This is a genomic window from Lactobacillus agrestimuris (genome assembly GCF_943193025.1).
GTDB classification, from domain to species: Bacteria; Bacillota; Bacilli; order Lactobacillales; family Lactobacillaceae; genus Lactobacillus; species Lactobacillus agrestimuris.
The window spans coordinates 14458-34176 of record NZ_CALPCQ010000021.1 but is presented as its reverse complement, the minus strand read 5'-3'; the positions used below and the strand labels follow the sequence as shown (position 1 = coordinate 34176).

Annotated in this window: 20 protein-coding genes and 1 pseudogene; 16 read left to right on the top strand and 5 right to left on the bottom strand. The window is 30.4% G+C overall.

Annotation, left to right across the window (positions count from 1 at the left end):
• Positions 1 to 479: 479 nt before the first annotated feature.
• Together NFR82_RS08895 and NFR82_RS08890 are read left to right on the top strand one after the other, a co-directional pair.
• Positions 480 to 608: pseudogene (locus tag NFR82_RS08895) on the top strand (SMR family transporter); the annotation flags it as partial.
• 46 nt (positions 609 to 654) lie between these two features.
• On the top strand, positions 655 to 804 hold the full coding sequence (locus NFR82_RS08890; protein ID WP_338146999.1) for a DMT family transporter: 150 nt from the start codon (positions 655 to 657) through the stop codon (positions 802 to 804).
• An 18-nt stretch (positions 805 to 822) separates the two neighbouring features.
• On the opposite strand, the gene NFR82_RS07075 is transcribed toward NFR82_RS08890, so the two are convergent.
• On the bottom strand, positions 823 to 1302 hold the full coding sequence (locus NFR82_RS07075; protein WP_251717590.1) for a helix-turn-helix domain-containing protein: 480 nt from the start codon (positions 1300 to 1302) through the stop codon (positions 823 to 825).
• A gap of 129 nt (positions 1303 to 1431) precedes the next feature.
• Here NFR82_RS07075 and NFR82_RS07070 point away from each other — a divergent pair, with 129 nt between their 5' ends.
• From NFR82_RS07070 to NFR82_RS07060, 3 genes are all read left to right on the top strand, one after another.
• Entirely contained in the window at positions 1432 to 2109 is a 678-nt protein-coding gene (locus NFR82_RS07070; protein WP_251717589.1) for a response regulator transcription factor, read from the top strand.
• Positions 2099 to 3136 carry a sensor histidine kinase gene (locus NFR82_RS07065; protein WP_251717588.1) on the top strand — a complete coding sequence of 346 codons (1038 nt, stop codon included), beginning with the start codon at positions 2099 to 2101 and terminating at the stop codon, positions 3134 to 3136. Before NFR82_RS07070 ends, NFR82_RS07065 begins: the two co-directional genes overlap by 11 nt.
• 109 nt (positions 3137 to 3245) lie before the next feature.
• A complete protein-coding gene (locus NFR82_RS07060) occupies positions 3246 to 3896 on the top strand; it encodes an NAD(P)-dependent oxidoreductase (protein ID WP_251717587.1) in 651 nt (216 codons plus the stop codon).
• Between the two features lie 220 nt (positions 3897 to 4116).
• On the opposite strand, the gene NFR82_RS07055 is transcribed toward NFR82_RS07060, so the two are convergent.
• Entirely contained in the window at positions 4117 to 4491 is a 375-nt protein-coding gene (locus NFR82_RS07055) for a hypothetical protein (protein WP_251717586.1), read from the bottom strand.
• Between the two features lie 142 nt (positions 4492 to 4633).
• Between NFR82_RS07055 and NFR82_RS07050 the strand changes: the two genes are divergently transcribed.
• The 7 genes from NFR82_RS07050 to NFR82_RS07020 all read left to right on the top strand — a co-directional run bounded on the left by NFR82_RS07050 (position 4634) and on the right by NFR82_RS07020 (position 9989).
• Entirely contained in the window at positions 4634 to 5173 is a 540-nt protein-coding gene (locus NFR82_RS07050; RefSeq protein WP_251717585.1) for a YagU family protein, read from the top strand.
• 388 nt (positions 5174 to 5561) lie between these two features.
• Complete coding sequence (locus NFR82_RS07045) at positions 5562 to 5897, top strand: type II toxin-antitoxin system RelB/DinJ family antitoxin (RefSeq protein ID WP_251717584.1); 336 nt, start codon at positions 5562 to 5564, stop codon at positions 5895 to 5897.
• Entirely contained in the window at positions 5897 to 6214 is a 318-nt protein-coding gene (locus NFR82_RS07040) for a type II toxin-antitoxin system YafQ family toxin (protein WP_251717583.1), read from the top strand. The genes NFR82_RS07045 and NFR82_RS07040 overlap by 1 nt, the downstream gene beginning before the upstream one ends.
• A gap of 180 nt (positions 6215 to 6394) precedes the next feature.
• The gene (locus tag NFR82_RS07035; RefSeq protein WP_251717582.1) at positions 6395 to 6880 is read left to right on the top strand and encodes a hypothetical protein; all 486 of its coding nucleotides are present in this window, start codon (positions 6395 to 6397) and stop codon (positions 6878 to 6880) included.
• A 347-nt stretch (positions 6881 to 7227) separates the two neighbouring features.
• Positions 7228 to 8103, top strand: a complete 876-nt coding sequence (locus NFR82_RS07030) for a GRP family sugar transporter (RefSeq protein ID WP_251717581.1) — start codon at positions 7228 to 7230, stop codon at positions 8101 to 8103.
• A 635-nt stretch (positions 8104 to 8738) separates the two neighbouring features.
• Positions 8739 to 9131, top strand: coding sequence for a hypothetical protein (locus tag NFR82_RS07025; protein ID WP_251717580.1), 393 nt, complete (start codon positions 8739 to 8741; stop codon positions 9129 to 9131).
• A 153-nt stretch (positions 9132 to 9284) separates the two neighbouring features.
• A complete protein-coding gene (locus NFR82_RS07020; protein WP_251717579.1) occupies positions 9285 to 9989 on the top strand; it encodes a hypothetical protein in 705 nt (234 codons plus the stop codon).
• A 252-nt stretch (positions 9990 to 10241) separates the two neighbouring features.
• Here the strand turns inward: NFR82_RS07020 and trxA are convergent, their stop codons facing one another.
• Together trxA and NFR82_RS07010 are read right to left on the bottom strand one after the other, a co-directional pair.
• Complete coding sequence (gene trxA, locus NFR82_RS07015) at positions 10242 to 10553, bottom strand: thioredoxin (protein ID WP_251717578.1); 312 nt, start codon at positions 10551 to 10553, stop codon at positions 10242 to 10244.
• Between the two features lie 195 nt (positions 10554 to 10748).
• Entirely contained in the window at positions 10749 to 10952 is a 204-nt protein-coding gene (locus NFR82_RS07010; RefSeq protein WP_251717591.1) for an Rgg family transcriptional regulator, read from the bottom strand.
• A gap of 148 nt (positions 10953 to 11100) precedes the next feature.
• Here NFR82_RS07010 and NFR82_RS07005 point away from each other — a divergent pair, with 148 nt between their 5' ends.
• Genes NFR82_RS07005 through NFR82_RS06995 form a run of 3 tightly spaced genes read left to right on the top strand, consistent with a single transcriptional unit; the run spans position 11101 to position 17108 of the window.
• Positions 11101 to 12525 carry a pyridoxal phosphate-dependent decarboxylase family protein gene (locus tag NFR82_RS07005; protein WP_251717577.1) on the top strand — a complete coding sequence of 475 codons (1425 nt, stop codon included), beginning with the start codon at positions 11101 to 11103 and terminating at the stop codon, positions 12523 to 12525.
• Positions 12525 to 15878 (top strand): AMP-binding protein, encoded by a 3354-nt coding sequence (locus NFR82_RS07000; protein ID WP_251717576.1) that lies wholly within the window; start codon positions 12525 to 12527, stop codon positions 15876 to 15878. Before NFR82_RS07005 ends, NFR82_RS07000 begins: the two co-directional genes overlap by 1 nt.
• A gap of 15 nt (positions 15879 to 15893) precedes the next feature.
• The gene (locus NFR82_RS06995; protein WP_251717575.1) at positions 15894 to 17108 is read left to right on the top strand and encodes an MFS transporter; all 1215 of its coding nucleotides are present in this window, start codon (positions 15894 to 15896) and stop codon (positions 17106 to 17108) included.
• Positions 17109 to 17170: 62 nt separating this feature from the next.
• Here NFR82_RS06995 and NFR82_RS06990 read toward each other — a convergent pair whose 3' ends face one another.
• Positions 17171 to 18061, bottom strand: a complete 891-nt coding sequence (locus NFR82_RS06990) for a LysR family transcriptional regulator (protein WP_251717574.1) — start codon at positions 18059 to 18061, stop codon at positions 17171 to 17173.
• Positions 18062 to 18166: 105 nt separating this feature from the next.
• Here NFR82_RS06990 and NFR82_RS06985 point away from each other — a divergent pair, with 105 nt between their 5' ends.
• Positions 18167 to 19624, top strand: a complete 1458-nt coding sequence (locus tag NFR82_RS06985) for a vinyl phenol reductase (protein WP_277612425.1) — start codon at positions 18167 to 18169, stop codon at positions 19622 to 19624.
• The last annotated feature ends 95 nt before the right edge of the window (positions 19625 to 19719 follow it).

Here is a 19719-nt window from a genome sequence, read left to right as displayed (position 1 = left end):
CCGCAGTACCCAAGGCGCCATTGAATCATGGCCTAGGCTCAGCTTCACTTATTGCTCATTCTCTTTATCAAAAGTATAAAACGGTGCTTTTCAATACACTAGGTTATTTGACGCTTACTTATCATTAAAAATTTAGGTACAGTTTGATCGCAATGAATGTTAACTTATTTAAATAATACATTTAAATTTTCTGAAAAAGTAAAAGAATTAGCGGGTATTATAAAGTAGTGTACATACCTATCTGGCCGCTAGAGGCTCCAATTTGTGTTCTGAGCCGTTCTTTATGACAGGGGTGGAAGAAGAGAAGCTATCAAAAAAATAAAACCTGTCTAAAGTACTAGACAGGCCCAATATTATTCATTTGTTTAAGCAAGTTGTTGCGAAGTAGATAACCACGCGAGACAAAATGAAAATACAAGTCTATTTAATTTTTAAATACTCCTTTAAAATGTAACTAACTTAAATAAAAGGAGATAAAAATGGGATATTTAGAATTAGCAATTGCAATTATTGCAGAAGTATTGGGAACCAATTTTATGAAGGCATCAATGGGTTTTACAAAATTGACACCATCACTTATAACTGTGTTTTTTTACATTGTTTGCTTTTATGCTCTTTCCCTGTCACTAAGGACAATTGATCTTGGTGTTGCGTATGCAACCTGGGGGTGGTGTAGGAATCATTTTAACAACATTTGTAGCCGCATTCTATTGGAAGCAAAGTGTAAATATTCCTCAAATTATTGGAATTGCTTTAATAGTTATTGGGGTAGTAATAACCAATATGTTTTCTAAAGGACATTAAAGAAAAAAGCAGGAACGATTAGTTAGCCAACATCATCGTTTCTGCCTTTTCTTTTTTTAATTTAACAAGCTCTGCTAGTAAAGCCTGATTTTGTTCACGTAAACTCTTAATTTCTCTTTCTTCAACTGTCATTGATTGTAAGGACTTTTTAGGACGGCCACGTCTTTTAGGATTAGCTAGTGTGCCATCGTTGTCTGCTTTTTGCCATCTATAAATAATGGATGAAGTTGGAATACCAAAATGTAAAGCAGTTGCTTCATAAGAAGCATTATTTTTTGCTTTCCAATCTAGTACTTCAAATTTGAAATCCAAATCATATTCTCGATGGTTTCTTTTTTGCTTAAGAGCCAGTTCACCATGCTCTTTAAATTGCTTTACCCAAAATAGAAGTTGTGAACGAGAAGCAATATTAAGTTCCTTTATAATTTTATTTGAACTTACACCCTGTAAATAAAGTTTTACTGCAAGTTGTTTTTCTTTATATGTAAATTTACTCAAAATAAATCCCTCGCAAATTAAATTTGATAGTTTTATTATAGTAAGTAAATAAGTGTTACTTATCTTGACAATTAATAATATAATCGACAAAGGTAAAATAAACGTAAACTTAAAGAGAAAAAATATAAAATGACTAAAATATTAATTGCTGAAGATGATAAAAATATCCAAAAGTTACTTAGAGCTTATCTTGAAACGGACTATGAAATAGTTCAGGTATATGATGGGCAAGAAGCGTTGGATTATATAAAAGATAATGTTGTTGATCTCCTAATTACAGATGTAATGATGCCGCGAATTGATGGGTTTGAATTAGTGAAAATTTTGCGACAACGCCAATACGAATTTCCAATTTTGATGTTAACGGCAAAGGATACGATTCAAGATAAAACAATTGGCTTTACGAATGGAGTAGATGATTATATGAGTAAGCCAATTAATTATCAAGAACTAAAGTTACGGTTGTTAGCATTGATACGCAGAACTAAAGTAGAAAATCCTCAAAAGTTAGAAGTTGGTAATGTTGTAATTGATAAAAAAACTTATACTGCTCATCGAAATGGAATAGAAGTAGACTTTTCTAAAAAAGAATTTGAATTACTATATAAATTACTTTCTTCTCCAGAGCAGATTTTTACTAAAGAACAATTATTAGATTCTATTTGGGGTGAAGATTCTTTTAGTACAGAAGATACGGTAAAAGTGCATATTAGTAAGATACGTAAGCTTTGTGAACCTTTTAAGGATGTTTTTAAGATTACTACTGTACGCGGCTTGGGATATAAGGGTGAAATAATTGAAAAATAAAAATTTATCTTCAAAGATCTTAACAATACTTTATTTAATTTTATTTACTCTTTTGATAGCAGTGTTTTTTGGAGTACTAGCAATTGACGTACCATTTGTACTTATTCCTTATAAAAATACACATTTATTGGCAATTGAAATTGGTTTTTTCCTTTTTGTTGCAGCGTTCATAACAATTATGAGTATTTTTATCTATGAGGTTCACTATTTGAATAAGTTAAGTCGAGCCATGCAAAAAGTAGCAAACGGTGATTTTTCAGTTAGATTACCCATAAAAAAATATGATTTGCTATTTAAGAGTTTTGGTAACTTTAATAAAATGGCTGCCGAGTTAGACAGTACGCAAACTTTAAAAACAGATTTTATTAGCCATTTTTCCCACGAATTTAAAACTCCAATTACTTCAATTAATGGTTTTGCGGAATTACTTTTACATCAAGATATACCAGAAGATAAAAGAAAAGAGTACCTGCAAATAATTGCCGAAGAATCTAAAAGACTCAGTAAACTATCACGACAAACATTGAGGTTGACAAAATTAGAAAATCAAAAGATTATTACTAACCAAAAAAATGTAGAAATAGATGAGGAATTACGAAAAATTATTATTTCGGCAATGCCATCTTTGGAGAGTAAAAATTTAAATTATGAATTAAATTTAGATAAAGTAAATTATCATACAGATCCTGAATTATTAAGAGAAGTATGGATTAATTTATTAAATAATTCGATTAAATTTACCCCAAAGGGAGGCACAGTATTTATTAGTTGCAAACAAGATAAAGATAGAGTTGAAGTAGTAATTGGAAATAATGGTCCACAGATTGAAGAAAAAGAAAAGAAAAAAATTTTGGAAAAATTTTATCAGGGAGAAACTAATAATAAATCAGAAGGTTTAGGATTAGGACTGGCAATTGTAAAACAAATTCTTAATTTAATTAATGGAAATATGGAAATTTATTCAACTTATCAAGGTATCTCGGGCGCGTTCTTTAAAGTATTTTTATTGAAGCAGAAGAATAATTAATGTAAATAGTTGATAAAATTGCTTACATTTTATAAGCATATTACTAACCTTTTTTCAATAAATGCGTTAAAGTAAAATAAATGTTTTAAAAGTAAAGAAGGGTGAACAAATGATTAAAGTAGGAATTATTGGTGCATCTGGTATGGCCGGCAGTGCGATTTATAAGTTAGCCGTTCAACAAAAGAACCTTGAAGTAACGGGAATTATCCGTAATGAGGAAAAGGCCAAAAAAGTATTAGGTGCTGATGCAAACTTACTTGTTGGTGACGTTTTTACGATGGATGATTCATTGTTTAAAAACTTTGATGTAATTGTTGATGCATTTGGAACCGCACCAGAAAGTGCGGCTCAGCAAATTGACTTAGCCAAGAAATTAATTAATCTTGCCAAAAATAGTAAACAACGAATTATTTTTATTTTGGGTGCTGGAAGCCTTCATACTGGCAATGATAAACATTTGGTAGTAGAAGATATTGAAAAGGCACCAGGCAGCGAGGCTTGGATTAATATTCCAAAACAACAATTAAAAGAACTGGAATATTTACGTGATGTTGATGATGTAGATTGGCTTGGAATATCACCAGCAATGATGTTTGAAGCAGGACCTGAAGCTGCTGAATATGGCTTAGGTGGCGATGAGTTGCTTTATAACGACAAAGGAGAATCAAAAGTAACCTCTGGTACGATGGCACGTTTAGTAGTAAATGAAATTTTACATCCTAAGCATCATAAAGAGAGAATTACAATTGTTGATAAATAGTAAAAAAGTTCTGCTTATTTGGCAGAACTTTTATTTTGTCTATATTGTTTTGTTCTTCTTGAAAAGTTTTCTGAAGAAAAAATAAATGGATACCATCTGCGTATTGAGGAACGTGTTCTAAAAGTTAATGATTTTAGAATTTTTCATTGAATTACAGTTTGAGAAAACTTCCATTGATGCAAAGTTATTGCTATATCGCACACCGCACAACAAATAAAATTTATTTTTCGTTTTCTAATTTGTTCATTTGTGCTTCAGCTAGGGCAGCTGCTTGATCAGCTTGATTCTTAGCCTGAGCATAAGCGGCGAGATTTTCGTCCCCTTCACTTAATATGCGGGCAAAAGCAATTTGTTCAGCCATAAGCAAGTTAAATAGTGAATCCCACTGCTTATTTTCTAACTTGATCTTCTTAGCAGTAATTTTTGGCATCATTTGACGAGTCTTAAGGAATGATTTTTCTAAAATTTGTTCGTCAGCATCAGTCAATTCTCGTAAATTGTATGCTCTGTGAATTTGGTGAACCTTGATTAATTCTTTAAGCAAATTACGAGTTTGTGCATCTTTAGAAACAGTTTGATTAATTTTTAAAGCCATTTGAAATCTCTTTTCTAATCATTTTTGTCTATTATATCAAAATAAATGTTTGTGGTTCTAGAAGGTAAATAACAGATAATTTGAAATTTTTAGTTTTAGAATTATAATGATCAAAGTCTATGTTTTATAGAGGAGGATGAAGATGGAAAACAAGTCAAATGGATTACGCGTTTTCTTGAAGAGTGTTTGGTTCGGGATAATCGCTGGAATGATTTCAGGAATGGTGAAAATTGGTTGGGAAAAGATTTTGCCACCAAGAACTTTAGCAAGGGATGTTGTGAATCCACCACAACACATGTTGCAACAAATGGGTGCATCTTATAATTTCACTCACGCCTATGTAATTTACAATACTGATCAAAAGGTATTTTGGGTTGCTTTAATTTTGCATTTTAGCTTCTCAATTTTCTTTGCTTGGCTATTAATTTATATGGTGCAATTTAAGAAGACCGCTTGGGCAGGACTTTGGCAAGGTGCTTTATACGGAATTATTATTTGGGTATTGTGGCATTTGATCATTATGCCAGTCTTAGGAACTACCCCAGCTCCATGGCAAATGCCATTTGCGGAACACTTCTCAGAATTCTTTGGCCACATCGTTTGGGGTTGGTCAATTGCCGCAGTAGGTTATTACTTAATTGCCAAACAACATGTTAAGACTTTAACTAATCAATATTGGTAAAAATAAATAGCAAAAAAGTCACTACGTATATGATTGATACAATCTCACCAAAGTGGACGATCGAAATACATAAAGTATTCAATTATTCATGGAGGTGGGATTTTTATGTCCAGAAAAATAAAATAATAATTGTCATATATGATCAAGATAAGGTAGTACTACAAGATGGTTTCAATCAAGCTATAGGCTCAGCTATCAAGTGGATTAAACGTTATATGTCTAATAGCTGAACTTGAAAAGAAGATTAACGACCACATTTATGTAAGTCATATTGATACAGCCAAAAAGTAATAAAAATAATTTAAATTTATTGCCTTCCACTTCAATATTCCATAAATTATAATACAATATATTTAAATAATTGTAATTTATAGGTAAGGTGGTTTAAATGCCAAATAAAATCAGTAAAGATTCTAATCAAACATATAGCATTAGATTATCTCAAAAAGATCATGATGATGCGGTTAAAGTCTTTGATAAATTAGGTTTAGATTGGTCAAATGGTATTAAGATTTACTTGAAACAAATTATTAGACAAGAAGCCATTCCTTTCAGTTTAACTTCTGGCAACATTTCTAATGAGCATAAATACTTTACTCCAAATGAAGAAACAGCACGTGCAATAGAGATTGCACATGCTGAAGACCAAGGGTTAATTCCAGATACGGCTAAAGATTTTACTAGCGCTGAAGAGGCCATAAAGTATCTATTTAGGGATAAGTAATGAATCATATCAAAGTAGAAAGGTCTTTTGAAAAAGACGTAAAACGCTGGAAGAAAAAGGTTTTAGGATTACAAGAGGAATTGCAAGACGTTTTGGAAATATATTTTGAAAAAGGATATATACCTGATAGCTATAACCCTCATCTTTTAGATAACCCATCGTTGCCCTATTATGGTGATATGGAGTTTCATCTATTCGATGATTTATTTGTAGTTTATGTTGAGATTTCTAAGCGAAATTCGATTCGGTTGATCCGTCTAGGAACACACGCAGAACTTTTTCATCCGACAACAAGTAATAAAAACAGTTTAAATTAGCATAAATAAAAGGGCATCTCTAACAACAAAGGGATGTCTTTTAAGGAAGATGAAGCGCCTAACGTGGTAAGAACAATTGAAAAAAGCTGACTTTTTAGCCGATTATACTATTGAAGTCGCTGAAAATAAATAAACCATGTTGATATTTTAATGAAATTTGCTTGGTTGGTGATATATACAATGAAAGCACACGAAAAAGAATTTTTATCTAAGATTGAAGATCTAAAAACTACATTTGATACGATTAAGAATAATCCATCTTTTATTTATAATCCCGATAAACCGGACGGAGCGCAATTAATAAATATTCGTTCGGGTGGAGAAGGAATGGTAGAGCATACTGAAATTCTGAATGCAATTATTGTTCCTGAGTGGGCTTTTAACGCTGAATTCTTTGATGAAAAACATGAAATTGCTAAAATTCAGTTTGAAAACTATTATGCTGATAAAAATGAAAGTCTGCCTCAAAATATGTGGCAGACTCCTGTAAAATTTGTATATGATTATTGTACTTACGATTATACAATTGGTAGTTCTTCTGAAAAATTAGATAATTATGTAGAAGGTTTCATTACTTATGATGAAGCATTAGAAAAATTCCAAGTTTATCAAGAAAAAATGATTGAAATGAATACGCTAATTGCGCAGGCTAAGAAAAAATCTTAATTCTAATTAATCTTGAATATTATAGAAACGACAAATCTTTGAACTAGATTTGTCGTGACCCTCGAAATTCGGACATGAATCTCGAGGGTTTTACTATGTCTAAATTAACTAAACAAGATAAAATTCATATTTTTGAAGAATGGACTTTAGAAGATTAAGGAAGCAAAAAACTCCTCAGCCGAAATTAATCAACTGAGGAGTAAAAGCTTTATGTATTTCTACTGTCTACTTGACAGGGAATGTATTAAAACTAGTGAAACATGGCTTTTAATTTGTTATCTAATATTTGCTCATAAGTATAATAGTAGATAAAATAGAATAGTTAAATATGTTAGAAAGAGGATATTATGAACTATTTAAATTTGCTCATTTTATTCTTACCAGCAATTGGTTGGGGTTTGATGCCACTAGCCATTTCAAGTGTTAAGAATAGTAATGTATATAATCAAATTGTCGGAACAGTAGTGGCAGCATTTCTTTTTGCAATAGTGGTCATGCTAATTAATCATCCAGAACTTAATTGGTCACTTTTCCTGTTTTCGGCTTTAGCTGGAGCATGCTGGGTGATTGGTCAAGTAGGACAATATATTTCTTATTCACGAATTAGTGTTTCTACAACCATGCCAATTTCAACAGGTTTACAATTAATTGGTGTGCCTGTGGTTGGTGTTATTGCCTTTCAGGAATGGCAAACTACCCAATCTAAATTTTGGGGCTTTTTAGGAATTGTAGTATTGATTATTGGTGTGATTTTTACCTCTCGTTCAGATGAAGGAACTAGCAAAGGAGGTAATAAGATACCGTGGGCTACATTGATTCTTTTGATTTTAACCACTTTTGGTTATATTGCTTCAAGTTCAATTCCTAAAGCCTTACATGGCTCAAGCATTTCAATTTTCTTTGGTGAAACAGTCGGAATGATGGTTGCAGTCTTTATTTATACATTAGTAACTGGCAATATGAAAGCTTGGGTACAAAAATCTACTGTTTATAGTGGTAGTGCGGGTATTCTTTATGGTATAGCTAACTTAGCGTATATTTATTCAATCGGGCCATGGGGTGTGAATACCGCTTTTGTAGTTTCACAATTATGTGTAGTTATTTCTACATTAGGTGGTTTGATCTTCCTTCACGAAAAGAAGAGTAAACGTGGTTTGATTTATACTTTAATTGGATTAGCATTGATCGTAGTTGGAGCAATCGTAACTACAGTTATAAAGTAAAAAGATAGAATTTAACAATGGAGTAGCTTGTTTGAAAAGCTGCTTTTTTTGTTAAAAAAACCACTTGGAAAATCCAAGTGGTTCAAAAAGAAGCTAAACCATGCTATAATCTTCTCAGACAATTGAAAAATTATACTTTAACAATTGGGCTGATAGTTTAGACAGGTTATGCGCTCTTGTTCTGATGTACCGTCAATACATCACCAGCCAAGCGCAAGCGAGTACACCTTCAAGAAACGGTCACCCCTTTAGTAATTGGTTGGTGCATTGATGTATTTCAGTGCACCTTTTTATTATATCAAAAAATGAAAGTTAGTCTTTCTAAAATCCTTTGAAATAGTGCTGTATCAAGGATTTAGACTGAATTATTTAGTGGGTTAATATAATCTTCTTTTACCATGTAGTGTGAATAATCATTAATAGCAAATACTACTTTGATCTGTTCAAATAAATATTTACTTTTTCTGGACATAAATAATCCCACCTCCATGAATAATTGAATACTTTAATTTCAATTGTCCACTTTAGTAGGAATGTATCATTAAAGATTTGTAGTGACTTTTTTTATTAATAATTATTGTGATATGCTTCTTAATGTAGAAATTATCAATATCTGTTTTGAGGAGAAAAAGAAAATGAAAAGATATTTTAAATTTATCACTGCATTAGGCCTATTTTGCGGTTTTGCAGGGTTAATTGATGTAACTACTAACCAAACAGTTCAAGCTCAAAGCTTCGCCCAAAAGAATCATTTGAGACCTTATACTATTCCAAAGAAATTTCGCGGAACTTGGCATAGAGGAAAAAGTAAGCTACGCATTACTAGTCATACAATTAATGGCTATAGAACTTATTATCCAAGTAACAAATTAAAAACTTATAAAAATCCTGGAAAAACTTTTTTTGTTGAAAAAGAGGGTAAAACTTTAGTTTATTATGCGCCACAATCTTGTGGAATGGGAATATATCGACAAGGTAAAAATTTAGTTTCAACATCTATGGGATGTAAGTGGGTATACCATAGATGAACTACACCGGGATTAAAATCCCGGGTTTCTGGGAACATTAAGTAGTGTTTAGGATCTTACAAAGCTAATGCTTATACCTAACTCACAGAACTTAGCTATTTATCGTGGCCTGTTATTAGAAATATTCTTCACTTAAGGTGTGACCCGAGAAAAATGCAAAAATTCAAATCATATTTTCATAAATTTAAAGATTATTTTTCTACAGTAATGGATGTGGTAATTCTAGCTGTTTGTGTTATTTTGGCAAGTGCGCTGCTTAGCCTTAGTAAGTCAGATCAATTTACACAGATGACTTTTACTAAACCAAAGCCTACTGCCAAAAAAACACGTATTCCTAAAGCTGAAGCAATAAAAGGCGAAGCATATAAGCTTGTTCCTAAAAAGACGGTGCATAAATATAAGACCGTATATGATGCTTATGGTAACAGCTATCAGGTTAAACGGAAGTACCCCAAAATATCCTATCACGCCAATTTTTATCTAGATCCTAATGCAGCTTCTAAGTCCGATTTCGTTGAACGTCCCATTTATTTATTAATCACAGGTTCCGTAATAGATAAGCCAAAAACTTTATTATCGACGCAAACTGTTTTAGCGGATAGTAATTTGGTGTTTGATATGAGTAAACATTTTACTTTAAATGATAGTGTAACTTACATTTATGTTATGCAATTTGTTTCATTTAAAAAATACAATAATAAGTATGTACCTAACGCAGTAACCAAAGCATTTACACAAACGAGTGTAGCGGGCTCGAAGCGGTACTTGAAGTTGAGTGAATTTAATCTTGTTCGTATAAAAGACGTCAATTTATCGCAAGTTGCTGCAAGCCAACAATTATTCTGCGGAGTTGTATAAAATAACTCTGTATGGAAGACATGTACAAGCAGCTGACAGATTAAACATAATATTTCATCACCAAATCACGCAAATGACTCCTTAATTTAATGAAATGTGTTGTCAGAAATAATTTATCAGAAGAAATACATAGAAATTTAGTAGAAAAAACCACCATGTATCAAACTTACGGATACACGGTGGTTTTTTATATTGAAAATATTAGTCTGTTTTTTGGATAGCTAAAATTTTGGAAGTATATTTATAAATATATTAATCAGTGTATTGATCTAAAATTTGGTTAAGCTTTTCTTTTGGAGTATAGCCAGTCAAACGATCAACAATCTTACCGTCTTTTTTAATAATTAGAGTTGGAATCGCCATAATTCCTAAATTCTTTGCGGTTTCTTGATTATGATCAACGTCCATCTTAGTGAACTTCACATCTTGACGCTCTTCAGCAAGATTATCTACAACTGGTGATTGCATCTTACATGGACCACACCAAGTAGCCCAGAAATCAGTTAAAACAACACCATCTTTAGTTTCTTGATCAAAATTTTGATCAGTAATTGCATCAACCATATTATTACCTCTTTCAAATTAAATATCTGTAAAGATAATATAGCACCTATACTTACTTTTTACAAGTGGGAATCACTTATTTTTTTAAAGTGGATTTTATATTCTTGATATACTCGCGATATCTAATCTAGATAGCTGCAGATGGGGCCTAATAATCCTTACTATTTTTTGTTTGGCCACAGGAAAATATTAAAATTAGACAGACTTTGAGACATTATAAATTAGTTTATGATAATGATCTGTGTAATATTGCAGCATTGCTTTTTCATCTAGAATTTTAAAAACTTTTATTGCCTGCTGCATTTTTTCTTTTCCCATTTCAATATCATTTTCTTTAAATTCTAAATATCCCTGAACATAAAGAAATACAGTTTTTTCATAGTAAGCTTTGACTTTTATGATAAAAATATATAAAATAAATGAAATAAAAAATAAGAAAAAATATTTTTTTATAAAAATCTAAGGTTTATACCTATGTTAATTATTGTACTAGATATCATCATTATTATAGGTGCTAGATAAGTTGCTTTATGAAAGTAAGGTAAATATGGATAATTTAGAATTATTATCGTCTAAAAATAAAGAATATTTTAGTAAAGAATTGAAACGAGTAACTGACGCTCTTATTGATTGGAAAGTTGACAGCTCACAGGTGCATGTACCTCAAAATGAGGATGATTTCATTTCTATAGAAGACATACCAAAAGAAGGAAATTTGCTACATGATTCGGTTAATAAAATCATGCAAACACTAAATAAAAATATAAACTTTTCAAGTAAGAAGTTTATGGGATTTCCTGATAGTGGAAATTCAATGGCTGGGTTATTAGCAGCTATTGTTGAAGTATTTTTGCAGCAAAATCTAATTAATAAAGAAATTTGTTCGCCATTTGGAACTAGAGTGGAAGCAAATGTTATTTCTTGGTTAAGACAAATTGTAGGATATTCTTATGTTCAACAGGTAACTGATGTAACCCAATTGGGCGGAGCAGTTACCACAGGTGGAGTCATGTCAAATACCTATGCGTTAATGGCCGCTAAAAAGAAATATCCTCAAAAGAATATAGTTATTCTTCCAGATAATATTGGTCACTATTCACTAAGTTACGCAACAGAGTGGTTGAATTTAGGAGTAAAAGTCATTTACTGTAAGACAGTTAATTATAGACTTTCTATATCACATTTAGAAAAGCTTTTAAAAAAGTACAATCAAAAAATTCTCTTTATTGGCGTATATGCATGCGATTCAATGACATCCACTTGTGAAAATTTAAAAGATATATATGAATCGGTGAAACATGCAAACTTGGATTTATGGTTGCATTGTGACGCATGTCATGGTTTTGTACTAGGTTTTTCGGAGAAATATAAAAATAAAATTGAATATTTAAAATATTTCGATAGCTGTACTATGGATCCGCATAAAGTATTACGGCTTCCTTATACTCTTAGTGTAGTTTTGATGAAAGATGCAAATGATTTTTCAAGACTTTCAAGGGGAAATTCATTAATTATGGATGATCCACTTTCTTTTGGTAAAACTACACCATTCATTGGTAGTAAATCTTATGACAGCTTAAAGCTTTGGATGGTAATAAACACGCTGGGGACTAAGAAAATTGGAAAAATGGTAAATAAGCGAATAAGTAATGCTCAATGTTTCTATCAATTATTAAGTGAGGATGAAATGTTTAGTGTAGATAATAATGAGATTTTATTTTCAGTAATTTTTCAATATTTACCTTCTAAAAATATGACGGTTCAAGAAAAGAATTTATTAAATCGTAAAATTTATAAAGTGATGAGCGAGGAAGGAAAATATTATTTCCATGGATTTGAAATAAATGTTGATGGTGTAAAAAAATTTGTTTTACGTTATAACAGTGGAAATTTAGCCATTCAAGAAGAAGACTTGAAAATGGCTAAGGACTATATAAAGAAATTAGGAAATAAAATTTACGAGGGAAGATAATGAATAAGATAGATGTTATAAAAAAGTTTTTTAAAGATGAGGGGCTTCAAGGCACCAAGATTTTTTATGGAAGTTGTATTGAAGATCATTTAAATTCTAAAGATGTAGATTGCTGTATAATCACGGACCAAATAGTAGATGATAAGTTTTATGGTAGATATAAACAATTTTTAATTGATAATAATTTTGTAATTGATGAAGAAATAAAATATGAAGATAAGCTTATTTTAACTAAGAAGCAAGTATTAAATGCAATAAAAAACTATTTGAAATTAAGTGAAAAAGTAGATCTAATAAATAAGTATTCCGAGGCTGTAAATAAGCTGATCATAAATATATTTACTACTAAGACCAAAATCTATGATGATACTGGAATATATAAAGAATTAAGCACTAAAGCATGGGAAGTTGTTTTACAAAAATTAAAATCGAATGGTGGTCATAATTTTAATGATTTTAAAAAGATCTTTAAGGTTAATGATCAGTACAAAAAATACTGGGGATATGCACCTCGTGTAACACAAGATTTGTTTAACCGTTTTTATCAACATAAGTCTCAAGATTCTTTTATTAGGTTACTAAAGGAAAATGTTATAAATCATCCATATAAAATAGCCGTTTACTCTGAAGAAAAAAATTTAACATATAAAGATCTGGATGATATGTCAGATAATATTGCAAGTGGCTTGTCGGAATTTAAATCTGATTACGTTATAGTAGACTATCCTCATAGTTTTGAATTAATTCCAATCGTATACGGTATTTTAAAAGCAGGAAAAGTTTATGTTCCAGTGGATAACACTAGTTCAAAATCAGAAAAAGATTTAATTAAAAGTAAATTTCCAAATTATGTTTACTTATCCAATATTAATTCAGATATTGAAATTGCGAAGCTTTTGAATGATTCTCATAAAATGATTGATTATAAAAGAAGTGATATTGCATATATAATACACACTTCTGGAACCACAGGAATTCCTAAAGGAGTTTGTGTTGGTAGAGAAAATTTAAATTACATTTTAAACGCTTGTCAATCCATTGCTCCTGTATCTAATACTGATTGTTATCTTTTTTCTACCAGAAACACTTTTGATGTATCAATTACAGAAATTTTCGGATTTTTATATAATGGAGGTTCTGTATTTGTTTACTCAGTAAAAAGTAAAAATTTTTACAAAAAATTGCCACAGATAATTAAAAAATATCAAATAACTCATATTGCTTTATCACCTTCAGTTTTGGGAATTTTATTGAGATATTCTAACAGTGAATCTTTAAGTCAAATTGATAATTTAAAGTATTTATTGATTGCCGGTGAAGAATTTAAAAAAGAAGTATTGAGATTAGTAAACGAAAGTTTAACCAAGGTTACAGTGCTTAATGTTTACGGTCCGACAGAATCCACGGTTTATGCAACAAGTTTTAATATTAAAGATATGCCAGATGGATTAAATAGTGTTCCTATAGGTAAACCATTGCCAGGAGTCACTACTTTAATAAAAGATAATGAATTATTAATTGGTGGTGCAGGAGTTTCAAAGGGTTACTATAATGATTTGAAACGTACGAATGAAGCCTTTGAAAAAATAAACGGTCAAGTATTTTATCATACTGGTGATATTGTTGAAAAAGTAAATGGTAATCTTATTTATCATGGAAGAAAGGATAGTCAAGTTCAAATCTATGGAATTAGAGTGGAATTAGGAGATGTTCGATCATTAATTTCTAAAGTTATAAATGATGTATCAAGAGATTATGAAGTGTTGTACCATAATAAATCTTTGATCTTATTTTACACTGGCTCAGAAATTCCAAATTTACGTAAAAAATTAAAAGAAAAAATGGTTTCTTATAAGGTACCGTCTAAGTGTATAAATGTGTCTAATTTTCCATTAACATCTAACGGGAAAGTAGATAAGAAAGCATTATTAAAATCTCTAACCTCGAACATGCGAGTTACAAATGAAGATCATGATGATTCATATGTTTATAACATTGTTAAAAAATCAATTGAAAATATATTAGGACAAGAAGTAGGGATAGATGATGATATTTTAGATTTAGGTCTAGATTCACTCACTTCTATTGAATTAATACTAGATTTGGAGAAAAAATTAAATTTGAATTTGGATAATTTAAATCTTTATTCAAATTCATCCATAAAGGAAATAGTTCTTTTTATAAATAATTTAAGAGGTTCATCATTACCAGCTACAGCCGTAGAAAGTACTGAAAAATTCGAAATTCAAAATATACCTGTAAATCGAAAGATTTTATATACTTTCCCAACTTTTTTCTATGCAAAGATATATAAAACTTTAAATTTCAACAGTCAACTGTACGGGAGAATCTTTTTAGGAAAGAACAAAATCAGTTATGAGGAAATATATTATAAGTTATCAAAAATAGAAGTATTTAAATCCATTTTGTCTGAGGATTTGAAAGAATTTAAAGTTTTAGATACACCTATTAATATTTCAAAATATACTGTAAAGAATTCTCGCATTAATCTTAGAAATGAACTTAAAAATGCTGTTGATTATAGTATTGCTCATCATGGATTATTATATAAATTTGTATTTGTAGAGGATGAAAATGAAGATATTCTTTACTACTCTATAGATCATAGTATTTGTGATGCAAATTACTTAGATGCATTAGAAAGATATATTTTAGGTGTATATGATGAATCCGTTCCTTATTCTGAATATATAAATGAAACATTTAAACATAATACGGTAAATAAAGCATTGATGGAAATAGATAACTTTAATAAACAAGATAATGCAAAAGTTTCTAAAGTTTTATCTGAATTTGAAGACAAAGTTAATGTAATTAATTTAACGTATTTAGATTCAAATGTTAAAAATATTTATGCAGAAATTTTAATATTGTTGAAAACCAAATTATTAGAAAAATATAAGTTAGATAATTTAAAGGTTAATTTAATTTATAATATTCGAAAATTTAGTGACGATCTTGATTTTTCATCTACAATAGGTGATTTGCATCTTGGATTAACATATCTTTTGCAAAAAGATTCTGATGTTGCTAAGAAATTAGACGAATTAATTTTGCAATATAAGAAAGAAATGTTTAATCCTAAAGCAATTGGCTATAGAAATTTTCCACATCTTAGTTCTGATGATAAAAAAATCATAAATTGTTTTGATGATTCTGTATATATTTCTATAGATTATTTAGGAATAGTATCTAAAGAAGAATTTGAACAAATCTGGCAAAGTAGTTCTGAGATTAATCACGAGATCAATAAATTAAACGGAACCAAATTAAATATAACTGCTTACATTGTAGATAACGAGTTAAAACTTATTTCTTCAAAAGTCTTTTAATTTAGGAGGAAGTTGATGAAAAAAGTCGAGGTAAATAACATTATTCTTTCTGTAGGTAGCAAATGCATATCTCGTGTTGGGGATGTTATGTTTGATTTTGCTAATAATACTTTCTTGGCAGGTCTCGGTTCAGGTTCTATGACTTTGGTTGGGCTTTATCAGGCTAGTGAGAGTATTGTAGGAATATTATTTAACTTATTTGGTGGTGTTATAGCAGATAATTTAAAACGAAAGAAATTAATAATGCTATCCAATTTCCTTAGTGGAATTATATGTATTTGTGCATCTTTTGTGGTGAAGAATAAGTATCTTGTTTATGCAATAGTAATTGCAAATATCTTTTTAGCAATTATGAGCTCAATTGCTAGTCCAGCTTATAAGGCGTTTACTAAGGAAATCGTAACTAAAGATACAATTCCTAAAATAAATTCTTATTTAGAAACTGGTAGTACGATTATAAATGTTACTATTCCAACTATTGCCGTCATTTTTTATAAAGCTTTAGGTATTCAAGGATCGCTTTTACTTGATGGAGTATCATTCTTGCTCTCAGCATCGCTAATATTTTTTACCAGACCAATAGATTCTGAAGAACCCAATAACAAGATGCAAATAAATACGATTTTTAAAGATTTATTTGAGGGAATTAAATATTTAATTCATAATAAAAATATTTTTTTAGTAATATTATTATCTGCCTTAGTTAACTTCTTTTTAGCAGCTTATAATTTATTACTCCCATATACTAATGAAATGTTTCCAAATTTTTCTATCGATTTATATGCAGTATTTTTAACATCAGAAGCGATAGGGGGACTAGCGGGTGCTTTATTAAGTAACTTTCTTAATAAAAATCTATCTGTCTTTAAACTTTTGCTTTATTTAGGAATTTCTGGGGCTACATTATTAATCGGTCCATTTTTATATTTAACATTTAACAATTATTTGATCTTAGCTATCTCGCCTGTATGTTTCAACATGTTTCTCACAGTATTTAATATTCAATTTTTTTCTATTGTTCAACAAGAAGTTGATAATAAATATTTAGGAAGAGTTTTTGGAATTATTTTTACGATTGCATTGCTGTTTATGCCTATTGGCACTACTGTCTTTTCTAAGATAATTAATGTAAAACAAGTATTTAATTTAACTTTTGTGGGATTAGCGATTTTAGGATTGTCATCATTATTTTGGCTGCTATTTTTCTATAATAAATTAAATAGGCAATAATGATTAGAAAGTTAGATAAAAAAGAGATCTGAGTACTCTGTGGCGAGTATTTCAGATCTCTTTTAATTTAATTCAAGAAAATCTTTCAGTATTTTATTTTTATCATTTTTTCGATAAATTGCCTGAATTTTGAAGTTTTGAGTATTATTTTCACCAGCGATAGGCAAATATTTAATATTAGAATCAAGAGTTAAAGCCTTTTTAACTAAGCCATCAGGGTAGTATGCATATGCTTGATTAGTTGAAACTAACATCTGCATTTGTTCAATGGTAGATATTCTAGCGACAGATAAGTTGTGATAGTTATCTGGTAAAGTTGAAAGAAAGCCTTGTTTTAAATAATTAGATTTTTCAGAACTATAATATAAAATCGGTTTCTCTCTAAGGGCGGATAAAGGAAATTCTGCTTCTGTACTTAATGGATCTAATTTGCTGATTCCAATTAACATTTTACTTTTATAAACAGATTGATTTGTGAGATTACTGTTTAAAAATTCTTGTGATCCATAATCCAAAATATATGCTAAATCTAAAATTCCAATAGAAACATCTGAAATTAAATGTTCGATACTCTCTTCAGTTATTTTGAAATTAATTTTGGGATGTTTCTTTTTACATAAAATAATTTGGTCAGTTAGCAATGCACCTTCAAAAGGTGAAAAATATCCAATTTTTAATTCAGTATATTCATTTGCTTGATGATTTTTTAGGGAGTTTATTTCAACATTTAGACTGTGAATGACGTCTTTAGCTTTTAAATAAAATTCTTGCCCTTGATTAGTAATTGAAATTTTATTTTTTCCACGTACAAATAATTTGAATCCTAATTCATCTTCCAGTTTTTTCATTGATTGTGAAACTGCACGTTGACTGATGTATTCTAATGATGCAGTTTTTTGAAAGCTTCCGGTTTCTACTACGGTAATAAAAGTGTTTAATTGATCAAAATTCATACTTACACGAACTTTCTACTTCAGGTGTTGAATAATTTTTTATCTGTAAATATTTGTTGAAAGCGCTTATTATCAAATTATAAAGCAAGACAAGGAGAATTGACAATTATGATCACAAAAAATAATGAGTATGATGTAGTAGTAATTGGTTCGGGTGCCGCTGGTCAAGCTGCAGCATTGACTGCAAAAGAAAATGGCAACTCTGTCTTAATGATTGAAAAGGGGAGACATACTGGTGGTTCCGCAAATTATAGCGAAGGATTATTTGCAGTTGGATCATATTTACAAAAGGAAAAAGGAATTAATGTCTCAGCTTCTAGTGTTCTTAAAGAAGAAGTTGAATATTCAAAATATAAAGCAGATTCCAGAATTTGGAAAAAATATTTAGATTCTAGTGCAGAAAACGTTAAGTGGCTTCATGATGAAGGCGTTGAATATGAAGGCGTTCAAGCAATGGGAGCAGGAGAAGCAACTTGGCACATTTATAAGGGATTCGGAGATGCTGTAATTCATAAAGTATTACAACCTAAATTTGAAAAAATTGGTGGAGAATTATTAACATCAGTTTCTGCAATTAATTTAAAGACGAACTATGATGGTTCGAAAGAAGTAACCATAAAAGATGAAGCAACAGGTGATATTCAAACTATTAAATCAAAAGTAGTGATTTTAGCAGCCGGTGGATACCTGAATAATGCAGAAATGATGGCAAAAGAAACAGACTATGATTTATCTAGATTAATACCAGTGTCTTCAGGAAAAGGTACCGGAGATGGATTAAGATTAGGCTGGAGCGTTGGCGGTCAAAAAGCCGGAACTGGTATGGCCATGCTCTTTGGAGGATATCTAAAAGATCCAGATCAACCATCATTTAAGATGATGGAAAGTCAAATGAATGTTGCTGCAGGTCAACAACCTCTTTTATGGGTTAATGAAAATGGTGAAAGATTCGTTGATGAATCTGTTATATATAATTTCTCTTTTGCTGGTAATGCATTATATTCTCAGAATAAAGTTTACAGTATTTTAGATTCTTCAATCATCAAAGAAATGGCAGAAAATGGTAACTTCATGGGACTTGGCGTTTATGTGAAGCGTGGTCAAAAGATGGATAAACTTCAAACTGAAATTGATGAAGCCGTTGCTCAGAATAAACCATATATTTTTAAAGCCGATACGATTGAAGAATTGGCAGAAAAGATGAATTTACCAAAAGATAAGTTAAAAGCCACAATTGATCAATACAATAGCTTTGTCGAAAAAGGTAAAGATGAAGATTTCGGAAAAGATTCTAAATATTTGAGATCAGTAGTTAAAGCTCCGTTTTACGGATTTAAATTGAATATTGGTGCATTTTGTACAATGGGTGGATTGAAAGTAACTCCAGAAAATGAATTGGAAGATCAAAATGGAGATCCAATTAAAGGAGTATATGCTACAGGAAATGATGCAGCAGGCTTAGCAGGAGATACCTATGGTCCTAATATGCCAGGTACTTGTGCTGGATACGCTTTCTATTCTGGTAGAAATGCTGCTCAAAATGCTCAAAAATATTTAAAATAAAGAATTAAAGGGTGTCAGACTTTTATTGTCTGACACCCTTTTTTGCTATTTTTAATTTATTTCTAACACTGCATAGAAAATACATATGAAAAACA